The sequence below is a fragment of the Lacrimispora indolis DSM 755 genome (assembly GCF_000526995.1).
In the GTDB taxonomy this organism is placed as follows: Bacteria; Bacillota; Clostridia; order Lachnospirales; family Lachnospiraceae; genus Lacrimispora; species Lacrimispora indolis.
This window is the reverse complement of record NZ_AZUI01000001.1, coordinates 4,775,284-4,793,166: the sequence shown is the minus strand read 5'-3', so window position 1 is coordinate 4,793,166 and position 17,883 is coordinate 4,775,284. Positions and strand designations below refer to the sequence as shown.

The window sequence follows — 17,883 nt, the reverse complement described above, 5'->3', positions numbered from 1 at the left end:
GTATAATATTACAATATATAATTACGAAATAGAGGATATCCCTATGAATCTGATTAATTCAAAACAGCTTTATTATTTCACTGCAATTGCAGAAACAGGCAGCTTTACAGCTGCAGCAAAAAAACTGGGATTGTCCCAGCCGCCATTAAGCAAGCAGATCTTTCTGCTGGAAGAAGAACTTGGAGTAAAGCTTTTTGAACGGGGCTCCAGGAAAACAGAACTGACGGAAGCAGGCACCTTTCTCTATTCCCGGGCCAGAGACATCCTGTCTATGATGGATTCCATTACAGAAGAGCTGCACCATTTTCCAACTGCTTCCAAAGGGATTTTAAAGCTGGGAACCATCTCTTCTTCCGGCGCTCTGCTCCATGATTTTTTAAAAATATACTGTTCCGCCCATCCAAAGGTGCGGTTCGAGATCACGGAAGGAAATACTTACCAGCTTCTGGAAAAAATGAAAAACGGGATCGTGGAATGTGCCATTATACGGACCCCGTTTAATGGAGAAGGCTTTGAATGTGTATACGGAAAAAGAGAACCATTGATGGCGGTTGGAAATCCCTCTTTTTTTTCTGGCATTCCAATGAATAAAATCAGGCTGACAGATCTTTCCGGCAAACCCCTGATCTATTACCGCCGTTTTGATTCCATCATCTCCCTTGCCTTTCAAAACAGCGGCATAGAGCCGAATGTTTTTTGCCGCAATGACGATGCCAGGACCTGCCTTCAATGGGCGAGCACCGGTCTTGGTATTGCCCTGGTGCCTGAATCCATCAGCAAAACGGCTGAGCATACGGATCTCGTTTCCCGGGAAATCGATTCTGAGGATACCGTTACAAGGATGGCTGCCGTATATAAGAAAAACGGCTATGTTTCAAACATAGCCAGGGAATTTGTTTCCTACTTCGGAAAGCTGATGTCCCTTTCCTAATCAAAAAGGCTTAACTGGGTTACATCATAATTCTTTTTATATGCATGAATGATATCCTTCATCTGGTAAATAATTCCGTACCGCTGGCATTCCCGGGAAAATACCTGCCACAGCTTCCTGGCCGCCGGGCTTGTACATTCATAGCTGTTTCCATACCTTTTGATGTATTCTGACACCAGGTCCCTTTCTGGAAACAGCTCCCGGAGGCGGTCAAAATACCATTCTCTCTGATTGCTGCGTAAAGTCACGCCAAAAGCAGGATAAATGAAGCTGGCTCCAGCATCATGGGCGGCCTTTACGACGGAAAGAATATTTTCCTCGCTATCCTCCAGAAACGGGAGTACCGGCATCAATAGTATTCCTGCAAATATGCCGTTTGTTCTTAAGGTTTCGATCAAAGCCAGCCGCTCTGTGGGACTGGACGCATGAGGTTCAATTTTTTTCGCCAGGCTGTCATCGGTGGTGGTAACAGTCACCTTACACAGAACAGGGGAATGCTCCATGATCCCTTTGAGAATATCCACATCCCGCTTAAGAAGAGCGCTTTTCGTGGCAACTGCTGCCCCAAAGCCGTATGCGTCAATCAGCTCCAGAGCATGCCTTGTTAATTCAAGCTTTTGTTCAAAGGGGTTGTAGGGATCGCTCATGGCCCCTGTTCCCACAACGCCGTTTTTCACCTTGCGCCTTAAATCATCCCTGATGATCCGAAGAGCATCCTCCTTGACCCGTACAGAATCAAAATTCCGGATCCGGTAACAATCGGAACGGCTGTCGCAATAAATGCAGCCGTGACAGCACCCCTTATAAATATTCATGTTGTAATCAATACCGAACCACTGGGAACCTTTTGTCTTGGTCACTATGGTTTTTGCAGAAATGTATTCCATCAGCTTTCGTCCTTTCCTCACTGCCATACTAATACCCACAGGATCCATTCTAAGATTTATGACAGAATCTGTCAATCTGCCGGATCCGCCAAATTATAAATGGCATGACTGAACTGTAACGATATTTGAAAAGGAGAATGCCTTGATATTTTTTTTGTCCCATGATAATATGCTAATACCAGCGAAAAAAAATCGTGACAGGAAAAGGAGATATTATGATTCGATTGCTACTGCGCTGCAAACAAATTTATGACAAATACAGCAAGGATGAAATGACCGTATACGCGGCTCAGGCCTCCTTTTTTTCCATCATTGCGGCATTTCCTTTTATGATGCTTTTACTGGCATTGATACAGCTTATTCCCTCCATCACAAAAGCCAATCTGCTTCAGCTTATCATCACCATCATCCCAAGCACACTGGAAATGAACAGTATTATTGTAACTGTCATTGACGACCTTTATACCAATTCTCCGGTGGCCGTCCTATCCGCGACCGCGGTGGCCGCCATATGGTCTGCCTCCAAGGGGATGCTCAGCATTGAGAGGGGCTTAAACCGGGTATTCGGCCAGGAGAAAAAACGGAGTTATATTATGACCCGGCTCATCTGTGCAGGGTATACCATCGTCTTTATGGTCATCTGTCTTCTGACACTTGTGCTGCTGGTCCTGGGAAGCTCCATTCAAAGCTTTATGAACCGTCATTTTCCCCTGCTTGCAGAGATCACCCAGTACGTCCTTACCTTCCGCACCATGCTTGTTTTTATGCTGACGATTTGCTTTGCCGTTCTTTATACCTATGTTCCGGAAAAAAAGCAGGAGTTTTTAAGCCAGCTGCCGGGAGCTGCCTTTTCCACATTAGGCTGGATCGCTTTTTCTTTTGCCTTTTCCATTTACTTTAACAATTTCGGCAACTACTCCGTCATGTACGGAAGCCTCACCGCCATTGTGCTGCTGATGCTGTGGATTTATTCCTGTATCTGCATCCTGTTTATAGGCGCCGAAATCAATTACTATTATTCCTTAAACTGGAAGGAACATACACGCTCTTAATCAAAAACCAGGGCTGCTGAATATGGGCAGTCCTGGTTTTTCTTTATTTACGGATGGCTTTAAACTATTTAAGTAAACAAAGGCGTGGATAAGTAACGGTCCCCTGTATCGGGAAGAATCACCACGATCCTCTTTCCGGCATATTCCGGGCGCTTTGCGGCTTCCTTCGCAGCCCACACGGCCGCTGAGGAGGAGATTCCCACCAAAATGCCTTCTGTCTGTGCCAGTTCCTTCCCTGTCTCATACGCATCTCCGTTTTCCACAAGTACGATCTCGTCGTAAATGCCTGTATTCAGTATGGAGGGGATAAACCCGGCTCCGATCCCCTGAATTCCGTGAGGGCCTGGCTTGCCTCCTGAAAGGACCGGAGAAGCGGCGGGTTCCACGGCGATCACCTTTATCTCAGGATTCTTACTCTTTAAGTATTCTCCTGCTCCTGTGATGGTGCCCCCGGTTCCCACACCGGCTATAAAAACATCGATCTTTCCATCGGTGTCCTCCCAAATTTCCGGACCGGTCATCTCATAATGGGCCTTGGAATTAGACGGATTGTCAAACTGTCCCAGAATAAAGGAACCGGCTATCTCTTTTTGCAGCTCTTCCGCCTTTGCAATGGCTCCTGCCATCCCTTTTGCGCCTTCCGTCAATACGATTTCTGCTCCATAGGCTTTTAACAGATTACGCCGTTCCACACTCATGGTTTCCGGCATGGTAAGGATGGCCCGGTATCCCCTCATGGCTGCAATGCTGGCAATGCCGATTCCCGTATTACCGGATGTAGGTTCTATGATCGTTGCACCCGGCTTTAACATGCCGGAAGCCTCTGCATCCTGAATCATATATAAGGCAGCCCGGTCCTTTACACTTCCTGCCGGATTAAAATATTCCAGCTTTGCTATGATGGAAGCTGCTGCTTTATGCCGTTTCTCATAATTGCACAATTCCACAAGGGGCGTACGGCCAATCAGTTCCGATGCGCTTTTTTTGATATTTTCCATATTCATCCTCTTTTCCACTGCAAACTATTGTAAAACAGTTTCCCTTTTTATTCCAGACTAGCCGGGCTCTTCTGCTCCGATTCCACAGGACAGAACCGTTCAGGCTGAACTGTTATGACAGCTCATACAGCTTGGTGTATTTTTCCTTTATATACTGAATGAAATAATCCGGTGTAAAATCCTCTCCCGTAACATCCTTTAAGATCTCCCGGCTGGTTTTCAGCTTTCCGAATTTGTGAACATGTTCTCTTAAATATTCACTTATCACATCGATCTTCCCATTCATAAGGAGCTCGTCAAAATCCATCTCCTTTTTCATATGGTAATAAAGCTGTGCTCCAAAAGCATTTCCCAGGGCATAAGACGGAAAATAGCCCATAAGTCCCTGAGACCAGTGGATGTCCTGAAGGATCCCTTCTGATGGATTTTCCGGGCGCACTCCAAGATATTCCTCATATTTATCCGCCCAGATCTTTGGAAGTTCTTTTAAATCCACGTCTTCTTCCATGATCATTTTTTCAATTTCATAGCGGATCAAAATATGGAGATTGTAGGTGAGTTCGTCGGCCTCTGTCCGGATAAAGCTTGGCTCCACCTTATTAATGGCCTCCACAAACTGTTCCCTGGATACATTCTTTAATTTTTCAGGATAGAGCTCCTGAAGCTTCTCGTAAAGAGGAACCCAGAAAGCCTGGCTGCGGCCGATGATATTTTCAAAAAAGCGTGACTGGGATTCATGCATCCCCATGGATGTCCCCTGTCCCACGGGAGTCTGAGTGATCTCATCACTGATCCCCAGCTCATAAAGTCCATGTCCTGCCTCATGAATTACAGAGAACATGGAACTGTCCACCGTCTTCCTGTAGCTGGTGGTGATCCTTACATCATGATTATGAAGATTGGTAGTAAATGGATGGGCGCTTTCCGCAAGCACGCCCTTAGAAAAATCAAAGCCGACGTATTCCGCAAGATAGCGGGCCATCTCCCTTTGCTTTTCCTCCGGATATCCGCCTGATAAGAATGAATCATCAATGGTCTTTCCATGCTCCTTGATGTCTTTTAAAAGCGGCACGATCTCCTCTTTAAGACGGCTGAAAAACTCATCCAAAAGCTCCATATTAAATCCTTTTTCAAACTCATCCAACAGAACGTCGTAAAGCTTCTGGCCTTCCTTTTTCCTGTACGAAGCGAACTTCCTTTTAAAACCGATCACCTTCTCGAGCGTCGGCGCAAAAGCATCAAAATCTTCGTCATTTTTTGCCTTTGACCAGATCCTGGCAGCCTCGGCTATGAGCTGGGCATTCTCCCGGTACTCCTTTGACGGGATGCAGATCAGTTCTTCTCTGGCTTCCTTTGCCCCTTTGACAACGGCCCGTTCCACGTCGGAAAGGCTTTTATCTTCCTCACAATCACCAATGGCTTTCCCCATATCTTCTCCGGTCATCACCCTGTAATATTCCTCAGAAAGCGCACCGATGACCCTTGAAGTATAGGAACCGGCACCCTCCGGCGCAAGAGTTTCATTATCCCATTCAAAAAGGACCAGGGAAGTCTGTAGTGCCATGGTCTTTTCCAGCAAAGAGGACAAAATTTCATAAGATTTGCTCATAAACAGTTTCTCCTTTATTTCTATAAAATGAGTCGGATGCAGGAATATAAGCATTCCTGCATCCGGCGAATCCTGCAAGGGACCAATACTTCATAGCTTACTGCAGGGTATTTCATTTAAAATCCCGGACGCTCTGTATGAGTGTCCCCAGGCAGGATGAAAAAATACTTTTAAAAGCATCATTTTCCCGTACCAAAAATGGAAGCTTCTTTTATATCAAGGGTTTTCAGCCATTTTTTGACTTTTTCCTCCTGATAAGCTTCCGCAGAAAAATCCTTAAGCTCCATGTCAATGGGAATATCCGTCTTCATGGTCGCCAGGGTTTTGGAAAGCAGAGCCGCCTTTTCGCCGCACAATTCCTCCTCACTGGTTTTTGTCAGTGCCTTATAAGGAGAACGGGTGATGCCCAACTGGTTCTTCCAAAAATCCTGAAGTTCTTTTAAACTTTTTTTATCAGCTTCGGCTTCGCGGATGGAACGGTATATCTCTTCCACAGTGCCATATTCCCGAAGAAGAGGCGGTGCCGCACTGCTTACTCCCTTTACTCCTGGAATATTGTCGGAAGGATCTCCCTGGATTCCTTTTAAATCAGCGATCTGTTCCGGCCTGACTCCTTCTTCTCTCAGCACCGTATCAGCAGTATATTCAAAAACCTTTTCAGGAAGGTTGACCTCTTCTTTTTTTACGCCGTAAAAGGAATAATATTTTTTATACAGCTCATCTGCCTTCTCCTGCCGGGACTGGACCATCCATGCCCTCACATTGTATTCATCGTTTATTAGCTGGAGATAATCGTGATCCTTTGTGAGAAGGATCATGGGAATCTCCTCCCTGAATTTCATGACCAGGCTTCCTGCATAATCGTCGGCCTCATACTGTTCACTTAAAAGCACCTGAAAGCCAACATCCTTTAAAATGTCCTCCATCAGGATAAACTGGCTCTTTAGCGGCTCCGGAGTAACTCCCCTGGTTCCCTTATAATCCGGATACAGTTCTCTCCGAAAGGTATCCCTGGTTTTATCAAACACAAAGGCAATGTGGTCCGGCTGCTGCTTTTTCATCAGGGAAACTACCATCTTAAGCATTCCAAAGACCGCATTGGTATAAGTGCCGTCCTTTGCATGAAGAATTTTGTCGTAATGCCTCTGCTTTTCTTCTTCTGACTTTGCAAACATGATTTCCCTTGGTAAAACCGCATAGTAACAGGTCGACAGCATAGAAGAACCGTCAACAACTACAAATTTTCTTTCAGACATGTATTTCTCCATTCCTTATAAAATCTTTGCAGAATCAGGTGAAATAATTCTGCAAATCCGTCTCATTTCTTGCGCCTAAGCGCTTCATAACCTCTTTCCGCTCCTGAGCAGATAATCCCTTCCAAAGCTTTTGGACGCGAGGGTCACCAAACCCAACATAGGGCACCCCATTCCGCTCGCATTCATAGGATGACAAGTAGTGATTGAGAGCACTCCATTCCACATAAAAAGCATTGATGCTGCGGCTTAAAGAGCTTACTTTTACCATGTTCCTTCCTCCCCGATAAATTAGTCCTGTTTCATGATACGAACTGTTCCCTTTACAGTAATTTCAGACATTTCTTCTCATTTTATCCAGCCATAACCTGAATTCCCCCTCCAAACATGTCTGGTCAGATATCCAAATTTATTATACTCTGAATTTCCAGTTATTCATAGTCCATTCATTAAGATTTAACATATAATTTTCCTCAAAAGACGTTGAACTATGTAGCAATAGGACTTATAATACAATTATCCAGAATATAGAAAAAGGGAAGGTATTATCAAAAAATGGAAAAAGAGATCAAATATCCGTATATTTTATTCAAAATTGCCGGTTCCCTCTATTGCATTAACAGCAAATACATATCAACCATTGTACAGCTGCCCAACTACAGCACAATACCGGCCGCCCCGGCCAATGTGACCGGAATGTTCAAATACCGGAATGAGGTCATACAAATGCTTGACCTTCGGATCACCTTTGGACTAAAATCCATTTCCGATGAATGTAAGGATTTCGAAGAGATGATTGATGCCAGGAAGCAGGACCACATCAACTGGGTTAAGGAACTGGAGCGCTTTATTGAAGAAGGCGGAAACTTCCGTCTGGCAAAGGATCCCCACCAGTGTGCCCTGGGAAGATGGTACGATAATTTTAAAACCGACAATCTTACCATTGCCAACCATCTCCGTAAAATAGAAGAGCCTCATGCAAAGCTCCACATGGCTGCTGATGAAGCGGACCGATGCAAAAAGGACTGTGAAAACTGCAGCAGGGAAGAATGCCTGCTTAAGATTTTAAAGCAGGTAAAGGAGGAATCCATGCCAACCATTCTGAGCCTTCTGGACCAGACAAAGGAACTGTTCCGTTCAACCATATACAAAGAGATGGTCCTCATACTGGACGGCATCCAATGGGGGATTGTGGTGGATGAGATTGTTGCAGTAGAAGACCTGGATACCATTTCAGACAGGGATGAAGATCCCATGGTAAACCGCTGTTCCTATATCAATCATGTGATGGAAAGCCCCAAATGCGAAGGCCTTATCTTTGAGCTTAACACAAATTACCTGTCAGCCAGATTAAAAAAGCTGGAAGCCGCTTTTTAATAGAAGAGCCGGAAAAGTTGCTGCTGAACTTTTCCGGCTCTCCTGGCTAAAGCCCAGGTGCTTTCCTGGTCTCATTTCTCAGAAATACTTTTTATTGCCCCACAAGTTGCTCTTCTTTAAATCCAGATATTCATTGTAGGCCTTTTCCAATATCTGCTTTTCATTGGAAAACTTCAGAAGATGATACGCTTCATGGAATTTATAGTATCCTGAATCAATAAAATATTCTTCCCGCTGTGGTTTACTGTAATAGCTGTCGGCCATCATTAGATACCAGTGCACATCTTTTTCCACCATATCCTGAGGCGTGTTAAAGGAGTACTGGCTCTTACCAATGTATTTGATTATGGACGCACTTACCCCTGTCTCTTCCTTCACCTCCCGGAGAGCCGTCTCTTTGTACTCTTCACCCGCTTCTACTGTTCCCTTTGGCAAAACCCAACCTTCATACTTATTTTTGTAATTCTTATATAAAACCAGAATTTTACCTCGAAAAATAACCACACCGCCACAACTCGTTGCTTCAATCATTGCAATTCCTCCAGAGTGAAACCGTAACTCCCGTCGGAAGCTCCGGTTTTGGTGTGTCACACAGACTGGCTCTAGTATACCTCTTTTTGGGCTCATATGCAAGTGCGTAATCATTGAAAACAGATATCATAATCTTCTATTATCTGGAAAAATATAAATCAAAAAGAGCTCTGGCAATGGGAGCTGCCGTTTGCCCGCCGGAGCCGCTTTCCTCCGCAATCACGCTGATGACTACCTTGGGATGCTCTGCCGGAGCGAAACCCACAAACCAGGCATGGGTTTCCTTGCCTTTTTCAAATTCCGCAGAGCCGGTCTTCCCGGCTACTGTATAGGCATCGGTCCTGAGAGCAGAGCCGGTTCCCTCAGTCACCACATTCCGCATAAACTCAGTCAAATCGGCCGCTTCCACTGCAGTCATAAGGCTGCCATAGGACTGAGGCATGAATTTTTTAATGACATCCCCCCCCGCGTTTTCCACGTGGTCAATGAGATAGGGCCTCATAAGGGTTCCACCGTTGGCAATGGCCGCAACGATCATGGCATTATGAATGGGTGTTATCTGGGTCTGGCCCTGGCCGATGGCGGTCTGAAGGATCTGCCATGTGTCCGCACCGCTTCCCATGGTATAGGAGCTTTTGCTGCCGCCAATGGGCAAAGGCAGATCCGTATTAAACAAAAGCTGGTCCGCAGTATTCTTTAGTCCATTTAAATCCAGCTGCAAACCAAGGCTGGAAAAAGCTCCGTTACAGGAATTTGCAAATGCCTGCTCCAGATTCTGATGCCCATGGGCTGTCCCGTGATAACACCGGATGGTATATTCTCCATTTTGATAAACCCCGCTGCAGTCAAAGGTGTAATCCCTGTAACTGGACGGATTTTCCCTCATATATTCCAGGGCAGTCACCAGCTTAAAGGTGGACCCTGGAGGATAAAGTCCCTGGGTGGCGCGGTTTAACAGCTGTCCCGAGGTGTTATCCTCAGCCACCAGCTGACTCCAGTCAGCAGCCAGGGTGTTGGGATTGTAATCCGGCTTAGACACCATGGCAAGGATCTTGCCTGTATCCGGTTCCATCACAATCACCGCCCCTTTCCGCTTTCCCAAAGCGTCATAAGCCGTTTTCTGAAGATCCACATCAAGGGTAGAGAAAACGCTGTCGCCGGGATTTTTTACGGTTGACAATTCATTTACCACCTGCTCTATGAGATTTACATGACTGGTAAGCAGATAGAAATTGGACAGTGCCTCCAGACCGGTCTTCCCATTGGTGGAATATCCCACCACATGGGCAAACAGGGAATCATAAGGATATACCCTTGTCTCATTCCCTTCTCCATCCACCTCTGTTCTGGCAAGGACTCTGCCGTCATTGCTGTAAATCTCCCCCCGCACCACCCGGTCGGCAAAGCTGTCAAGCCTGGCGTTATAGGAATTGTTGATCACATTATCGCTTCCTACCAAAAGAAAGTAGCCGAAATAAATCCCAAGCCCTACAAAAAGCAGTACGACCCCATAGGTGAGCATCAGGATATGGTGATTTGCTTTTGGATTTGGATTAGCCTTCATATTTTTCTTCTTCCTCTTCATTGCGTTTGAGTATATAGAGTCCCTGGATTATCCCAAAAATGATAAAGGTGCTTAATATAGAGCTTCCCCCATAGCTGACCAGGGGAAGCGTCACTCCTGTGGAAGGAATGAACTTTGTCACCCCACCTACGGTCAAAAATACCTGAATGATATAAATGGTTCCAAGACCAAATGCAATCAGCTTATAAAACACCGCCTGCATCTGGCTGGCGATCATCATGAACTGTAAAAAGCAGCCAAGGCAGATGAGAAGAACACACAGGGCAAAGATGCCTCCCAGCTCTTCCGAAACAGCGGAAAATATGAAATCCTTTTCCACCACCGGAATCTTTCTTGGCATTCCCCGGTAAAGTCCCATGCCAAACCAGCCCCCGGTTCCAATGGCAAACAAAGACTGGGTGATCTGGTATCCCTTTCCCGCAATATCTTCCCAGGGATTTATCCATGCCGACACTCTGGTCCTTACATGGCTGAACAGTTGAAAGGCCAGCATGGCTGCCAATGCTCCGCCTCCTGCCCCGGCCAGAAGATACCGCCATTTTCCCGTTGCCACAAAAAGCATGAATACATAGGTGATAAAGAAAATGAGGGCGCTTCCAAGATCCCTGGAAGCCACCAGAATGAGTACATGAAGAGCTGCAGCTGCGGTTACAATAAGGATCGTCCGAATGCTGGCAGACCGGTAAAACATGGTAGCTATAAAAAAGACATAGCTGATCTTTACAAATTCCGAAGGCTGGAAGGAATAGCCGCCAATCTCCAGGGAAAGCTGGGCGCCGTAGCTGCTGGACCCGGTAACACATACGATTCCCAGAAGGAGAAGCCCTACGATCCCGTAGACCCATGGGATCCTGCTCAGCTGCCATACCCTGTCAATGACAAAGGGGATCACAAAGGTTACCAGGGCTGCCGAGGCAACGATAACAAACTGCTTGATCGACCGGTCAAAAGAAAGTCTGGTCAGCATGATAAAGCCTACGGTAAGAAGCATGCACATATTATTGACCAGCAATCTGGATGCATTGCGGTAAATCAGCCTGTACAAAAACAGGTAAGTGAAAAAAAACACCACCTGGGCCACGTAAAACACCAGCATCCGTTCATCCTTTGTCTCCAGCCAGATGACCAGATAAGCCAGCAGATGAATGAGAAACATGTCAAAGTTCTGCCGCCTGTAAATTTTCTTTTTCCTGATTTCATCCGGAAGCGAAAAAAAACGGAAATTCAAATATGTGTATAATGCAATCAACAGTATCATCAGATATCTGGAGATATCAATAATCAGATTAATCATATGCCACCTACTCTACACCGCGTTTGAAATGACCTCTCGTGAACTCTTCAAAGGGTAACTTTGCTTCTCTTTCATGAAGGAATCCGTCAGAAAAGCTTTGTATCACCGATTTTGTCTGTGCTTTATTCTCCGTAGTGAACTGAAGCCGCAGGTTAGAAGGAGATAAACCCTTCACAGCCTCCTGGAGACCCAGGAGAGATACCGGGGCCGAATTATAGATAGAATTGTAGCAGAACGCACAGTGGTTTTTTACCGGAAAAATTTTTCCCATACGGTCCTTTAATGTAAGAACAACCGGAGTCCTGTCACACCGCTCCAGTCCCTGATGAAGACACTGGGCAGTCACCATCATGGGAAGGCGGCCATATACCAGCAGCTCTCCCGGAACTTTTAGTTTTCCCAATTCCCGGCTGTTTAATTCTACCGGCCAGGTAAGCTCATCCGCTCCCAGCTTCTTTAGCATTTTCTGGGCATAATTGTTCATTCCATACATGCCAAAGTCAAATATCAGGCGTCCCCTGATTCCCTTTTCCTTTAAATAACCGGTCTCCTCCAGAGAACGGATCAAAAACCCGTCAAATTCAGCAGCCTTAAGTTCCGTTAAATATTTATCAAAAAACTGTTTTGCCAGAGTCCGGAAGATATGAGGCATGGTAAGCATGCACTCCTTTCCTGCTCTATGGCAAGATTCTACAGAATCCTTCCACAATTCCGGCTTAAATTCCGCAGCATCAATATAAATTCTTTTCACATCAGAGCTGGATACTGCCACATCAAGGCAATCCGGCCTCTCCAGAGAAACCGTAAGCTCCGGACCTTCCAAAGCCGCTTTTGGGCTGTAACCAGCTTTATCACAGGCTTTTACCGGTACTTCCTGCCCATCCTTTCTGTAAGCTCTGAGAATCTCATTTTCCAAAGCTTCCAGCCCGCGCCTGCGTAAGTCATTAAGAGCCTGAACCGGCAAGAATACATTTCCTTTTATCTTAATATCAAGGCTTTCAAAATAAAAGGGCGTATTTCCCGTCTTATCCAGCTGCTTTCTCACCTTTTCCTCAGTGGCAGGCTGATTCTGGGCAATCTGGACCAACTCCCCGGTGACAGCGGCATGATGGCCGCAGGCATTTAACACCAAGGAAGCATTCTTCCCTTCTTCAAAAAGAGCGGTTCCCAACACAGGCTCCCTCACCTGTTTTTCCACAAAATTCTTATCAAGATAATTCAACAGCTGCTGGTTGCCCTCCCGAAAAGCAGGCTTTTCCTTCCAGACTACCATATCCCGCCCATTTTGCCGCTTATAGTATCCCTCAGTCTGGCCGCCCCTGTCAAACAGATCCAGAAGAGCCTTCTTATCCTGTTCTTCCACCTGATAGCCTTCTCTTCCCTGGGTCAGATAAAGGTCCGTGTATTTGCGGTAAATGCTTACCACTCCGGCCGTATATCTGGGACTTTTCATCCTTCCTTCAATTTTCAGGGAATAGACTCCGGCCTCTATCAGGTCCGGAAGGATATCCAGGGTGTTTAAATCCTTAAGGCTGAGACTATAGCGGTCATCCTTTCCTCCAAGAGCCTGTCCTTCCCGTTTCACCTCATAGGGCAGACGGCAGGTCTGAGCGCATCGCCCCCTGTTCCCGCTTCGTCCTCCAATGAGGCTGCTGAACAGGCACTGGCCGGAATAGCAGTAGCACAACGCGCCGTGTACAAAGCTTTCAATCTCCACATCCATCTGATCCCTGATATTTTTTATTTCCTTTAAAGACAATTCCCTGGCAGTGACCACCCGTTCTGCTCCCAGGTCCTTTAAAATTTTAGCCCCGTAAGCGCCGGTAATGGTCATCTGCGTGCTGGCATGAATGGGAAGTCCCGGAAAATGTTCCCGAATAAAAGCAAAGGTTCCCATATCCTGTACAATAACCGCATCCAGGCCATGCCTGAAATATGGAACAAGATAATCATAAAGCTCCTCTATCTCCTGCTCCTTCATCAGCGTATTAACGGTTAAGTACAGCTTCCGCCCATGAAGATGGATGTAATCAATGGCTTCCAGCAGCTTGTCCTCTTCAGGATTTTCTGCAAAAGCCCTCGCTCCAAACCGGCTTCCGCCCATATAGACCGCATCGGCACCTGCCGCTACCGCTGCCTTCATACTTTCAAATGATCCTGCCGGAGCAAGAACCTCAACTGCTTTTTTCACATGTTCCTCCTGATTTCCTATATTGATGAAAGAGAGGATGTTACGGTCCAGCCGCCCAACATCCCCTCCTGAGTTATTCCTTCTTACCGGAATCCGCAGATTTCCTGGCTTCCGCCAGTTCCATCCTTGCCGATTCAAGCTTCATCTGGGTGGCCACAAGCTCATGCTTTAAGCTATAGGTCTCCTTTTCCATTTCCGCCTTCTGCTGCTCCAGTCTGGCGATCTGCTCTCTGGCTTTAAAGTAATCATCTGCCATATTTAACTGGATCATGATATTCTGGTATTCTGCGCTTTGCTTCGTGAACCCTGCCTGATGCTTTAAAGTCATGATCATCTCATTGATGTAACTGGCCAGGCGCTGGATATAGCTTTCTTCTTCGCTACCGCCCAATGCATAAATCTTGCCATCTATCAAAACTTCTGTATTGCGTTTGGAATCCATTCTGTTCTCTCCCTGTTATGGTTTGCTCTTTTTTACTATAACATATTTTACACAGATAGGAAAGCCCTATGGACATACAGGTATTCCAAGATGCTCATACGCCCGTTCCGTTGCAACACGCCCTCTGGAGGTGCGGTTTATAAATCCGTTCATCAGAAGATAAGGCTCATAAACATCTTCCAGAGTGCCGGCATCCTCTCCCAGGGAAGCGGCCAGGGTATCCAGCCCTACGGGACCGCCGGCAAACTTCTCAATCATTGTGGTCAGGATCGCCCGGTCATTATAATCCAGGCCAAACTTATCCACATCCAGGATGTCAAGGGCAAAATCCGCCACTTCCTTTGTAATGATGCCATCGTATTTCACCTGGGCGAAATCCCTCACTCTCTTTAACAGTCGGTTGGCAAGTCTGGGGGTTCCTCTGGAACGTTTGGCAATTTCTGCAGCTCCCTCTTCCTCAATTTCCACCTGAAGGACTTTGGCAGAACGGCAGACAATGATCTTCAGCTCCTGAGGCGTGTAAAATTCCAGCTTCTGCACTACGCCGAACCTGTCTCTTAAAGGGGCAGTCAAAAGCCCTGCCCTGGTAGTTGCTCCCACCAAAGTGAATTTGGGAAGGTCCAGCCTTATGGACCTGGCTGAAGAATCCTTTCCCAGCATGATATCAATGGCAAAATCCTCCATGGCCGGATACAGCACCTCTTCCACCTGACGGTTTAAGCGGTGGATCTCATCTACAAACAGCACATCGCCTTCCTGGAGATTGTTCAGTATGGCAGCCATTTCCCCCGGTTTTTCGATTGCAGGCCCTGAAGTAACCTTCATATTAACTCCCATTTCATTGGCAATGATCCCTGAAAGAGTGGTCTTTCCCAGACCGGGAGGCCCGTAAAATAAAACGTGGTCCAGGGATTCCCCTCTGGCCTTAGCAGCATCAATATACACTTTTAAATTGGTCCGTATCTTTTCCTGCCCAATGTACTCAGCCAGACACATTGGCCTTAAGTTCGGCTCAATCCTTTTATCTTCTTCTGTTACCTCTGTGGTTATAATTCTACGTTCCATCTTTGTTTTACCCGTTATTCTATATAAATGCCAAATGCTTTAAAGACGCCTTAAGCACATCTTCCACTGTCATGGACTCCGTCACTTCCACCTGACGGACTGCCCGGCCCGCCTCGGCTGCAGAATATCCCAAAGCTGCCAGCGCTTCCATGGCCTCCCCGGCCACTCCGCCGGCCAAAACGGCTCCGTTTCCTGGTTCCGCAAATCCGGGAGGAAGGACTTCAGCCATATCAATTTTATCCTTTAAATCCAGAATGATCCTTTGGGCAGTCTTTGCTCCCACCCCCGGCGCCTTGGAAATAGCCTTGGCATCTCCTGAAACAATGGCCTTTCTTAAATCATCCGGCTTAAGGGCAGAAAGAACGCCTAACGCTCCCTTGGGACCTATCCCGTTTACACTTATAAGCTGCTTAAACATCTGCAGATCCTGACGGTTTAAAAAACCGTAGAGGCACATGGCATCCTCTCTCACCTGAAAATATGTATACAGTTTTGTCTCAGTACCGATTCCCGGCAGCTTTTCTAACACTGATAAGGGAACATGTATTTCAAATCCCATATTCCCGCTTTCTATTACAACGGTATCTTCAAATATTTCAACCAACGGCCCTTTTATAAAAGAAATCACGACCTCTGTCTCCTTCTGACTGTAATCCAGGAAAATCTTACCTACGGCATTTATCATAGCATACTGCCTGTTGTTATGCAAGCGCATAGTCGAACAAATATTCTGTTTCCGTTGACGGACCGGCTCCTTTCCGCTATAATATTGAGTGTTGAGGAAGGAAATACCACACGGGTATGCCTTTATTTCCAAAGACAAAGACCGTAATAAGGAAAGGGCGGTATCATTCATGATCACTTTACAGAATACCATTGCATTTCATGAAACATATCCCTTTGACCGGATCGGAAGACGGGAAGATCTTCTGTTCTTTGATATTGAAACCACAGGCTTCTCCGGGGAATATTCTACCCTTTATCTCATTGGATGCGTTTACTACCGGAAGGGCTGCTGGAACCTGGTCCAATGGTTTGCAGATACTCTGGATTCGGAAAAAGAACTGTTAGAAACCTTTTTTAAATTCCTAAAGGATTTTACAACAATCATACATTTTAACGGGGACGGTTTCGATATCCCCTATCTTTTAAAACGCTGTCTTGCCCACGGCATGATTTATGATTTTTCCGGCGTAAAAAGCCTGGATATTTATAAAAAAATACGTCCCTACCGGGGGCTTCTCGGACTTCCTTCCATGAAGCAAAAGGCCATTGAGGAATTCTTAAAAGTGGAGCGGAAGGATCTTTATTCCGGCGGTCAGCTGATCGAGGTTTACAGGGACTATCTTATTACCCATGATAAATATTTATTTGATCTTTTAATATTACATAATGAAGATGATTTAAAAGGAATGCCCCTGATTCTTCCTATATTAAATTATCCGGACTTTCTGGAGCATGGCTTCTCCCTGGAACACCAGGAGCTGGTATGCCGGGAGGACATCTTTGGCCGGGAGTTCCACTCCGTACGGCTTACCTGCAAAAATGGTTTTGCCGTTCCCGTTGGATTCTCAAAATCCAATTCCCTGGTATTCCTGGAAGCAGAAGGGGAATGCCTGACCGTAACCGTTGATCTTTATGAAGGGGAATTAAAATATTTTTATCCGGACTATAAAAATTACTATTATCTGATCTATGAAGATAAGGCCATTCACAAAAGCGTAGCGGAATACGTGGATAAGGAAGCCCGGATCAAGGCCACGGCCAAGACCTGCTACACCCGCAGGGACGGCTGCTACCTCCCCCAGTTTTCGCCCCTGTGGACTCCCTGCCTCCAAATGGATTTCAAAGATAAAATCACATATGTTTCCTATGAACCGGATTTCTTTGAAGATGAAGAAAAGCTTTGCCTTTATATCCGTCATCTGCTGGATACCATGTGCCGGTAATGACTGAAGCATTTCCCGCAATTTCCGGAATGCCTTAGGGGAGGTCTTTACTTTTTTCAGTCTCCCCAAGGAAAGCTTCACCTTTAAATTCACTTTTTCTCTTCCGGATAATCCCCTTTTTTCAACAAATACCTGATGTAAGAAAATGTCTTTTTTTCTCCCTGGTTTTTCAGCATGAGAAGAAGTCTTTCCAACAATTTTCTCGTTTCCGGGGCAATGACCATGTAGTTTTTTGCGTGCATATAATATTCCCAGGGTGATGCATCGGTGTAATCCTTTCCCTTATAGGTTTTCGATGCGGCGATCCGGTCCATCATCATCTCAATGACATAATTTAATGGCATCTTATGGCCTACCAGTCCCTCCGACATGTCCGTGGTAAAATCGATCCAGTATTCATAATGATGCTTGTTGCGGCCCTTGTGATGGAGCCAGGCCCTTGAATAGCCCTTGTCCTCTCTTTCCGCAGCGTTGGGACTTCTGGTCCCCTGATAATAAAGAACACCAGGTATGAATTCTTCCGGACTGTATTTTGATAAATCGTGAAGCAGTCCCTGCTTTATAAGGCCCACTCGAAAACAGTTTTTCATGACCCTGGCTTTGTGTATATTAATGGTGCAAAAATGCCCCCAGAAATTCATAAACTTCATTTCTTTCCCCTTCTCATCCTTACAAAAGAATCTTTTCCCATTTTACCACAAATTTCTCTGGTTTTACCA

General features: G+C 45.8%; 17 protein-coding genes. 4 read left to right on the top strand and 13 right to left on the bottom strand.

Features of this window, described 5'->3' with window-relative positions:
* Positions 1-43 precede the first annotated feature (43 nt).
* Positions 44-931 carry a LysR family transcriptional regulator gene (locus tag K401_RS0123295; protein WP_027352339.1) on the top strand — a complete coding sequence of 296 codons (888 nt, stop codon included), beginning with the start codon at positions 44-46 and terminating at the stop codon, positions 929-931.
* Here K401_RS0123295 and K401_RS0123290 read toward each other — a convergent pair.
* Positions 928-1,818 (bottom strand): SPL family radical SAM protein, encoded by an 891-nt coding sequence (locus K401_RS0123290; RefSeq protein ID WP_024295201.1) that lies wholly within the window; start codon positions 1,816-1,818, stop codon positions 928-930. The genes K401_RS0123295 and K401_RS0123290 overlap by 4 nt on opposite strands.
* Before the next feature lie 215 nt (positions 1,819-2,033).
* On the opposite strand from K401_RS0123290, the gene K401_RS0123285 reads away from it, so the two are divergent.
* The gene (locus K401_RS0123285; RefSeq protein WP_024295200.1) at positions 2,034-2,870 is read left to right on the top strand and encodes a YihY/virulence factor BrkB family protein; all 837 of its coding nucleotides are present in this window, start codon (positions 2,034-2,036) and stop codon (positions 2,868-2,870) included.
* Between the two features lie 68 nt (positions 2,871-2,938).
* On the opposite strand, the gene cysK is transcribed toward K401_RS0123285, so the two are convergent.
* The 4 genes from cysK to K401_RS0123265 form a co-directional block, all read right to left on the bottom strand.
* Positions 2,939-3,868, bottom strand: a complete 930-nt coding sequence (gene cysK / locus K401_RS0123280; RefSeq protein ID WP_024295199.1) for a cysteine synthase A — start codon at positions 3,866-3,868, stop codon at positions 2,939-2,941.
* A 112-nt stretch (positions 3,869-3,980) separates the two neighbouring features.
* Positions 3,981-5,477 (bottom strand): carboxypeptidase M32, encoded by a 1,497-nt coding sequence (locus K401_RS0123275; protein ID WP_024295198.1) that lies wholly within the window; start codon positions 5,475-5,477, stop codon positions 3,981-3,983.
* A gap of 179 nt (positions 5,478-5,656) precedes the next feature.
* Positions 5,657-6,733: a 5'-3' exonuclease gene (locus K401_RS0123270; protein ID WP_024295197.1), complete on the bottom strand. Its 1,077-nt coding sequence runs from the start codon at positions 6,731-6,733 to the stop codon at positions 5,657-5,659.
* Positions 6,734-6,767: 34 nt separating this feature from the next.
* Complete coding sequence (locus K401_RS0123265) at positions 6,768-7,001, bottom strand: hypothetical protein (protein ID WP_024295196.1); 234 nt, start codon at positions 6,999-7,001, stop codon at positions 6,768-6,770.
* Positions 7,002-7,285: 284 nt separating this feature from the next.
* On the opposite strand from K401_RS0123265, the gene K401_RS0123260 reads away from it, so the two are divergent.
* The gene (locus tag K401_RS0123260; protein WP_024295195.1) at positions 7,286-8,107 is read left to right on the top strand and encodes a CZB domain-containing protein; all 822 of its coding nucleotides are present in this window, start codon (positions 7,286-7,288) and stop codon (positions 8,105-8,107) included.
* A gap of 78 nt (positions 8,108-8,185) precedes the next feature.
* Here the strand turns inward: K401_RS0123260 and K401_RS0123255 are convergent, their stop codons facing one another.
* The 7 genes from K401_RS0123255 to ruvA form a co-directional block, all read right to left on the bottom strand.
* Positions 8,186-8,638 carry an NUDIX hydrolase gene (locus K401_RS0123255; RefSeq protein ID WP_002603763.1) on the bottom strand — a complete coding sequence of 151 codons (453 nt, stop codon included), beginning with the start codon at positions 8,636-8,638 and terminating at the stop codon, positions 8,186-8,188.
* 139 nt (positions 8,639-8,777) lie between these two features.
* Positions 8,778-10,202 carry a peptidoglycan D,D-transpeptidase FtsI family protein gene (locus K401_RS0123250; RefSeq protein ID WP_242837865.1) on the bottom strand — a complete coding sequence of 475 codons (1,425 nt, stop codon included), beginning with the start codon at positions 10,200-10,202 and terminating at the stop codon, positions 8,778-8,780.
* Positions 10,192-11,517 carry an FtsW/RodA/SpoVE family cell cycle protein gene (locus K401_RS0123245; protein ID WP_024295193.1) on the bottom strand — a complete coding sequence of 442 codons (1,326 nt, stop codon included), beginning with the start codon at positions 11,515-11,517 and terminating at the stop codon, positions 10,192-10,194. The genes K401_RS0123250 and K401_RS0123245 overlap by 11 nt, the downstream gene beginning before the upstream one ends.
* A 7-nt stretch (positions 11,518-11,524) precedes the next feature.
* Positions 11,525-13,708, bottom strand: coding sequence for a U32 family peptidase (locus K401_RS0123240; RefSeq protein WP_024296591.1), 2,184 nt, complete (start codon positions 13,706-13,708; stop codon positions 11,525-11,527).
* Between the two features lie 73 nt (positions 13,709-13,781).
* Positions 13,782-14,150 (bottom strand): cell division protein ZapA, encoded by a 369-nt coding sequence (locus K401_RS0123235; protein WP_034620147.1) that lies wholly within the window; start codon positions 14,148-14,150, stop codon positions 13,782-13,784.
* Positions 14,151-14,216: 66 nt separating this feature from the next.
* Positions 14,217-15,215: a Holliday junction branch migration DNA helicase RuvB gene (ruvB, locus tag K401_RS0123230; RefSeq protein WP_024295192.1), complete on the bottom strand. Its 999-nt coding sequence runs from the start codon at positions 15,213-15,215 to the stop codon at positions 14,217-14,219.
* A 19-nt stretch (positions 15,216-15,234) separates the two neighbouring features.
* Complete coding sequence (gene ruvA / locus K401_RS0123225) at positions 15,235-15,843, bottom strand: Holliday junction branch migration protein RuvA (RefSeq protein ID WP_024295191.1); 609 nt, start codon at positions 15,841-15,843, stop codon at positions 15,235-15,237.
* 226 nt (positions 15,844-16,069) lie between these two features.
* Between ruvA and K401_RS0123220 the strand changes: the two genes are divergently transcribed.
* A complete protein-coding gene (locus K401_RS0123220; RefSeq protein WP_024295190.1) occupies positions 16,070-17,164 on the top strand; it encodes a ribonuclease H-like domain-containing protein in 1,095 nt (364 codons plus the stop codon).
* An 89-nt stretch (positions 17,165-17,253) separates the two neighbouring features.
* Here the strand turns inward: K401_RS0123220 and K401_RS0123215 are convergent, their stop codons facing one another.
* Positions 17,254-17,814: a DUF5662 family protein gene (locus K401_RS0123215; RefSeq protein ID WP_024295189.1), complete on the bottom strand. Its 561-nt coding sequence runs from the start codon at positions 17,812-17,814 to the stop codon at positions 17,254-17,256.
* Positions 17,815-17,883 lie beyond the last annotated feature (69 nt).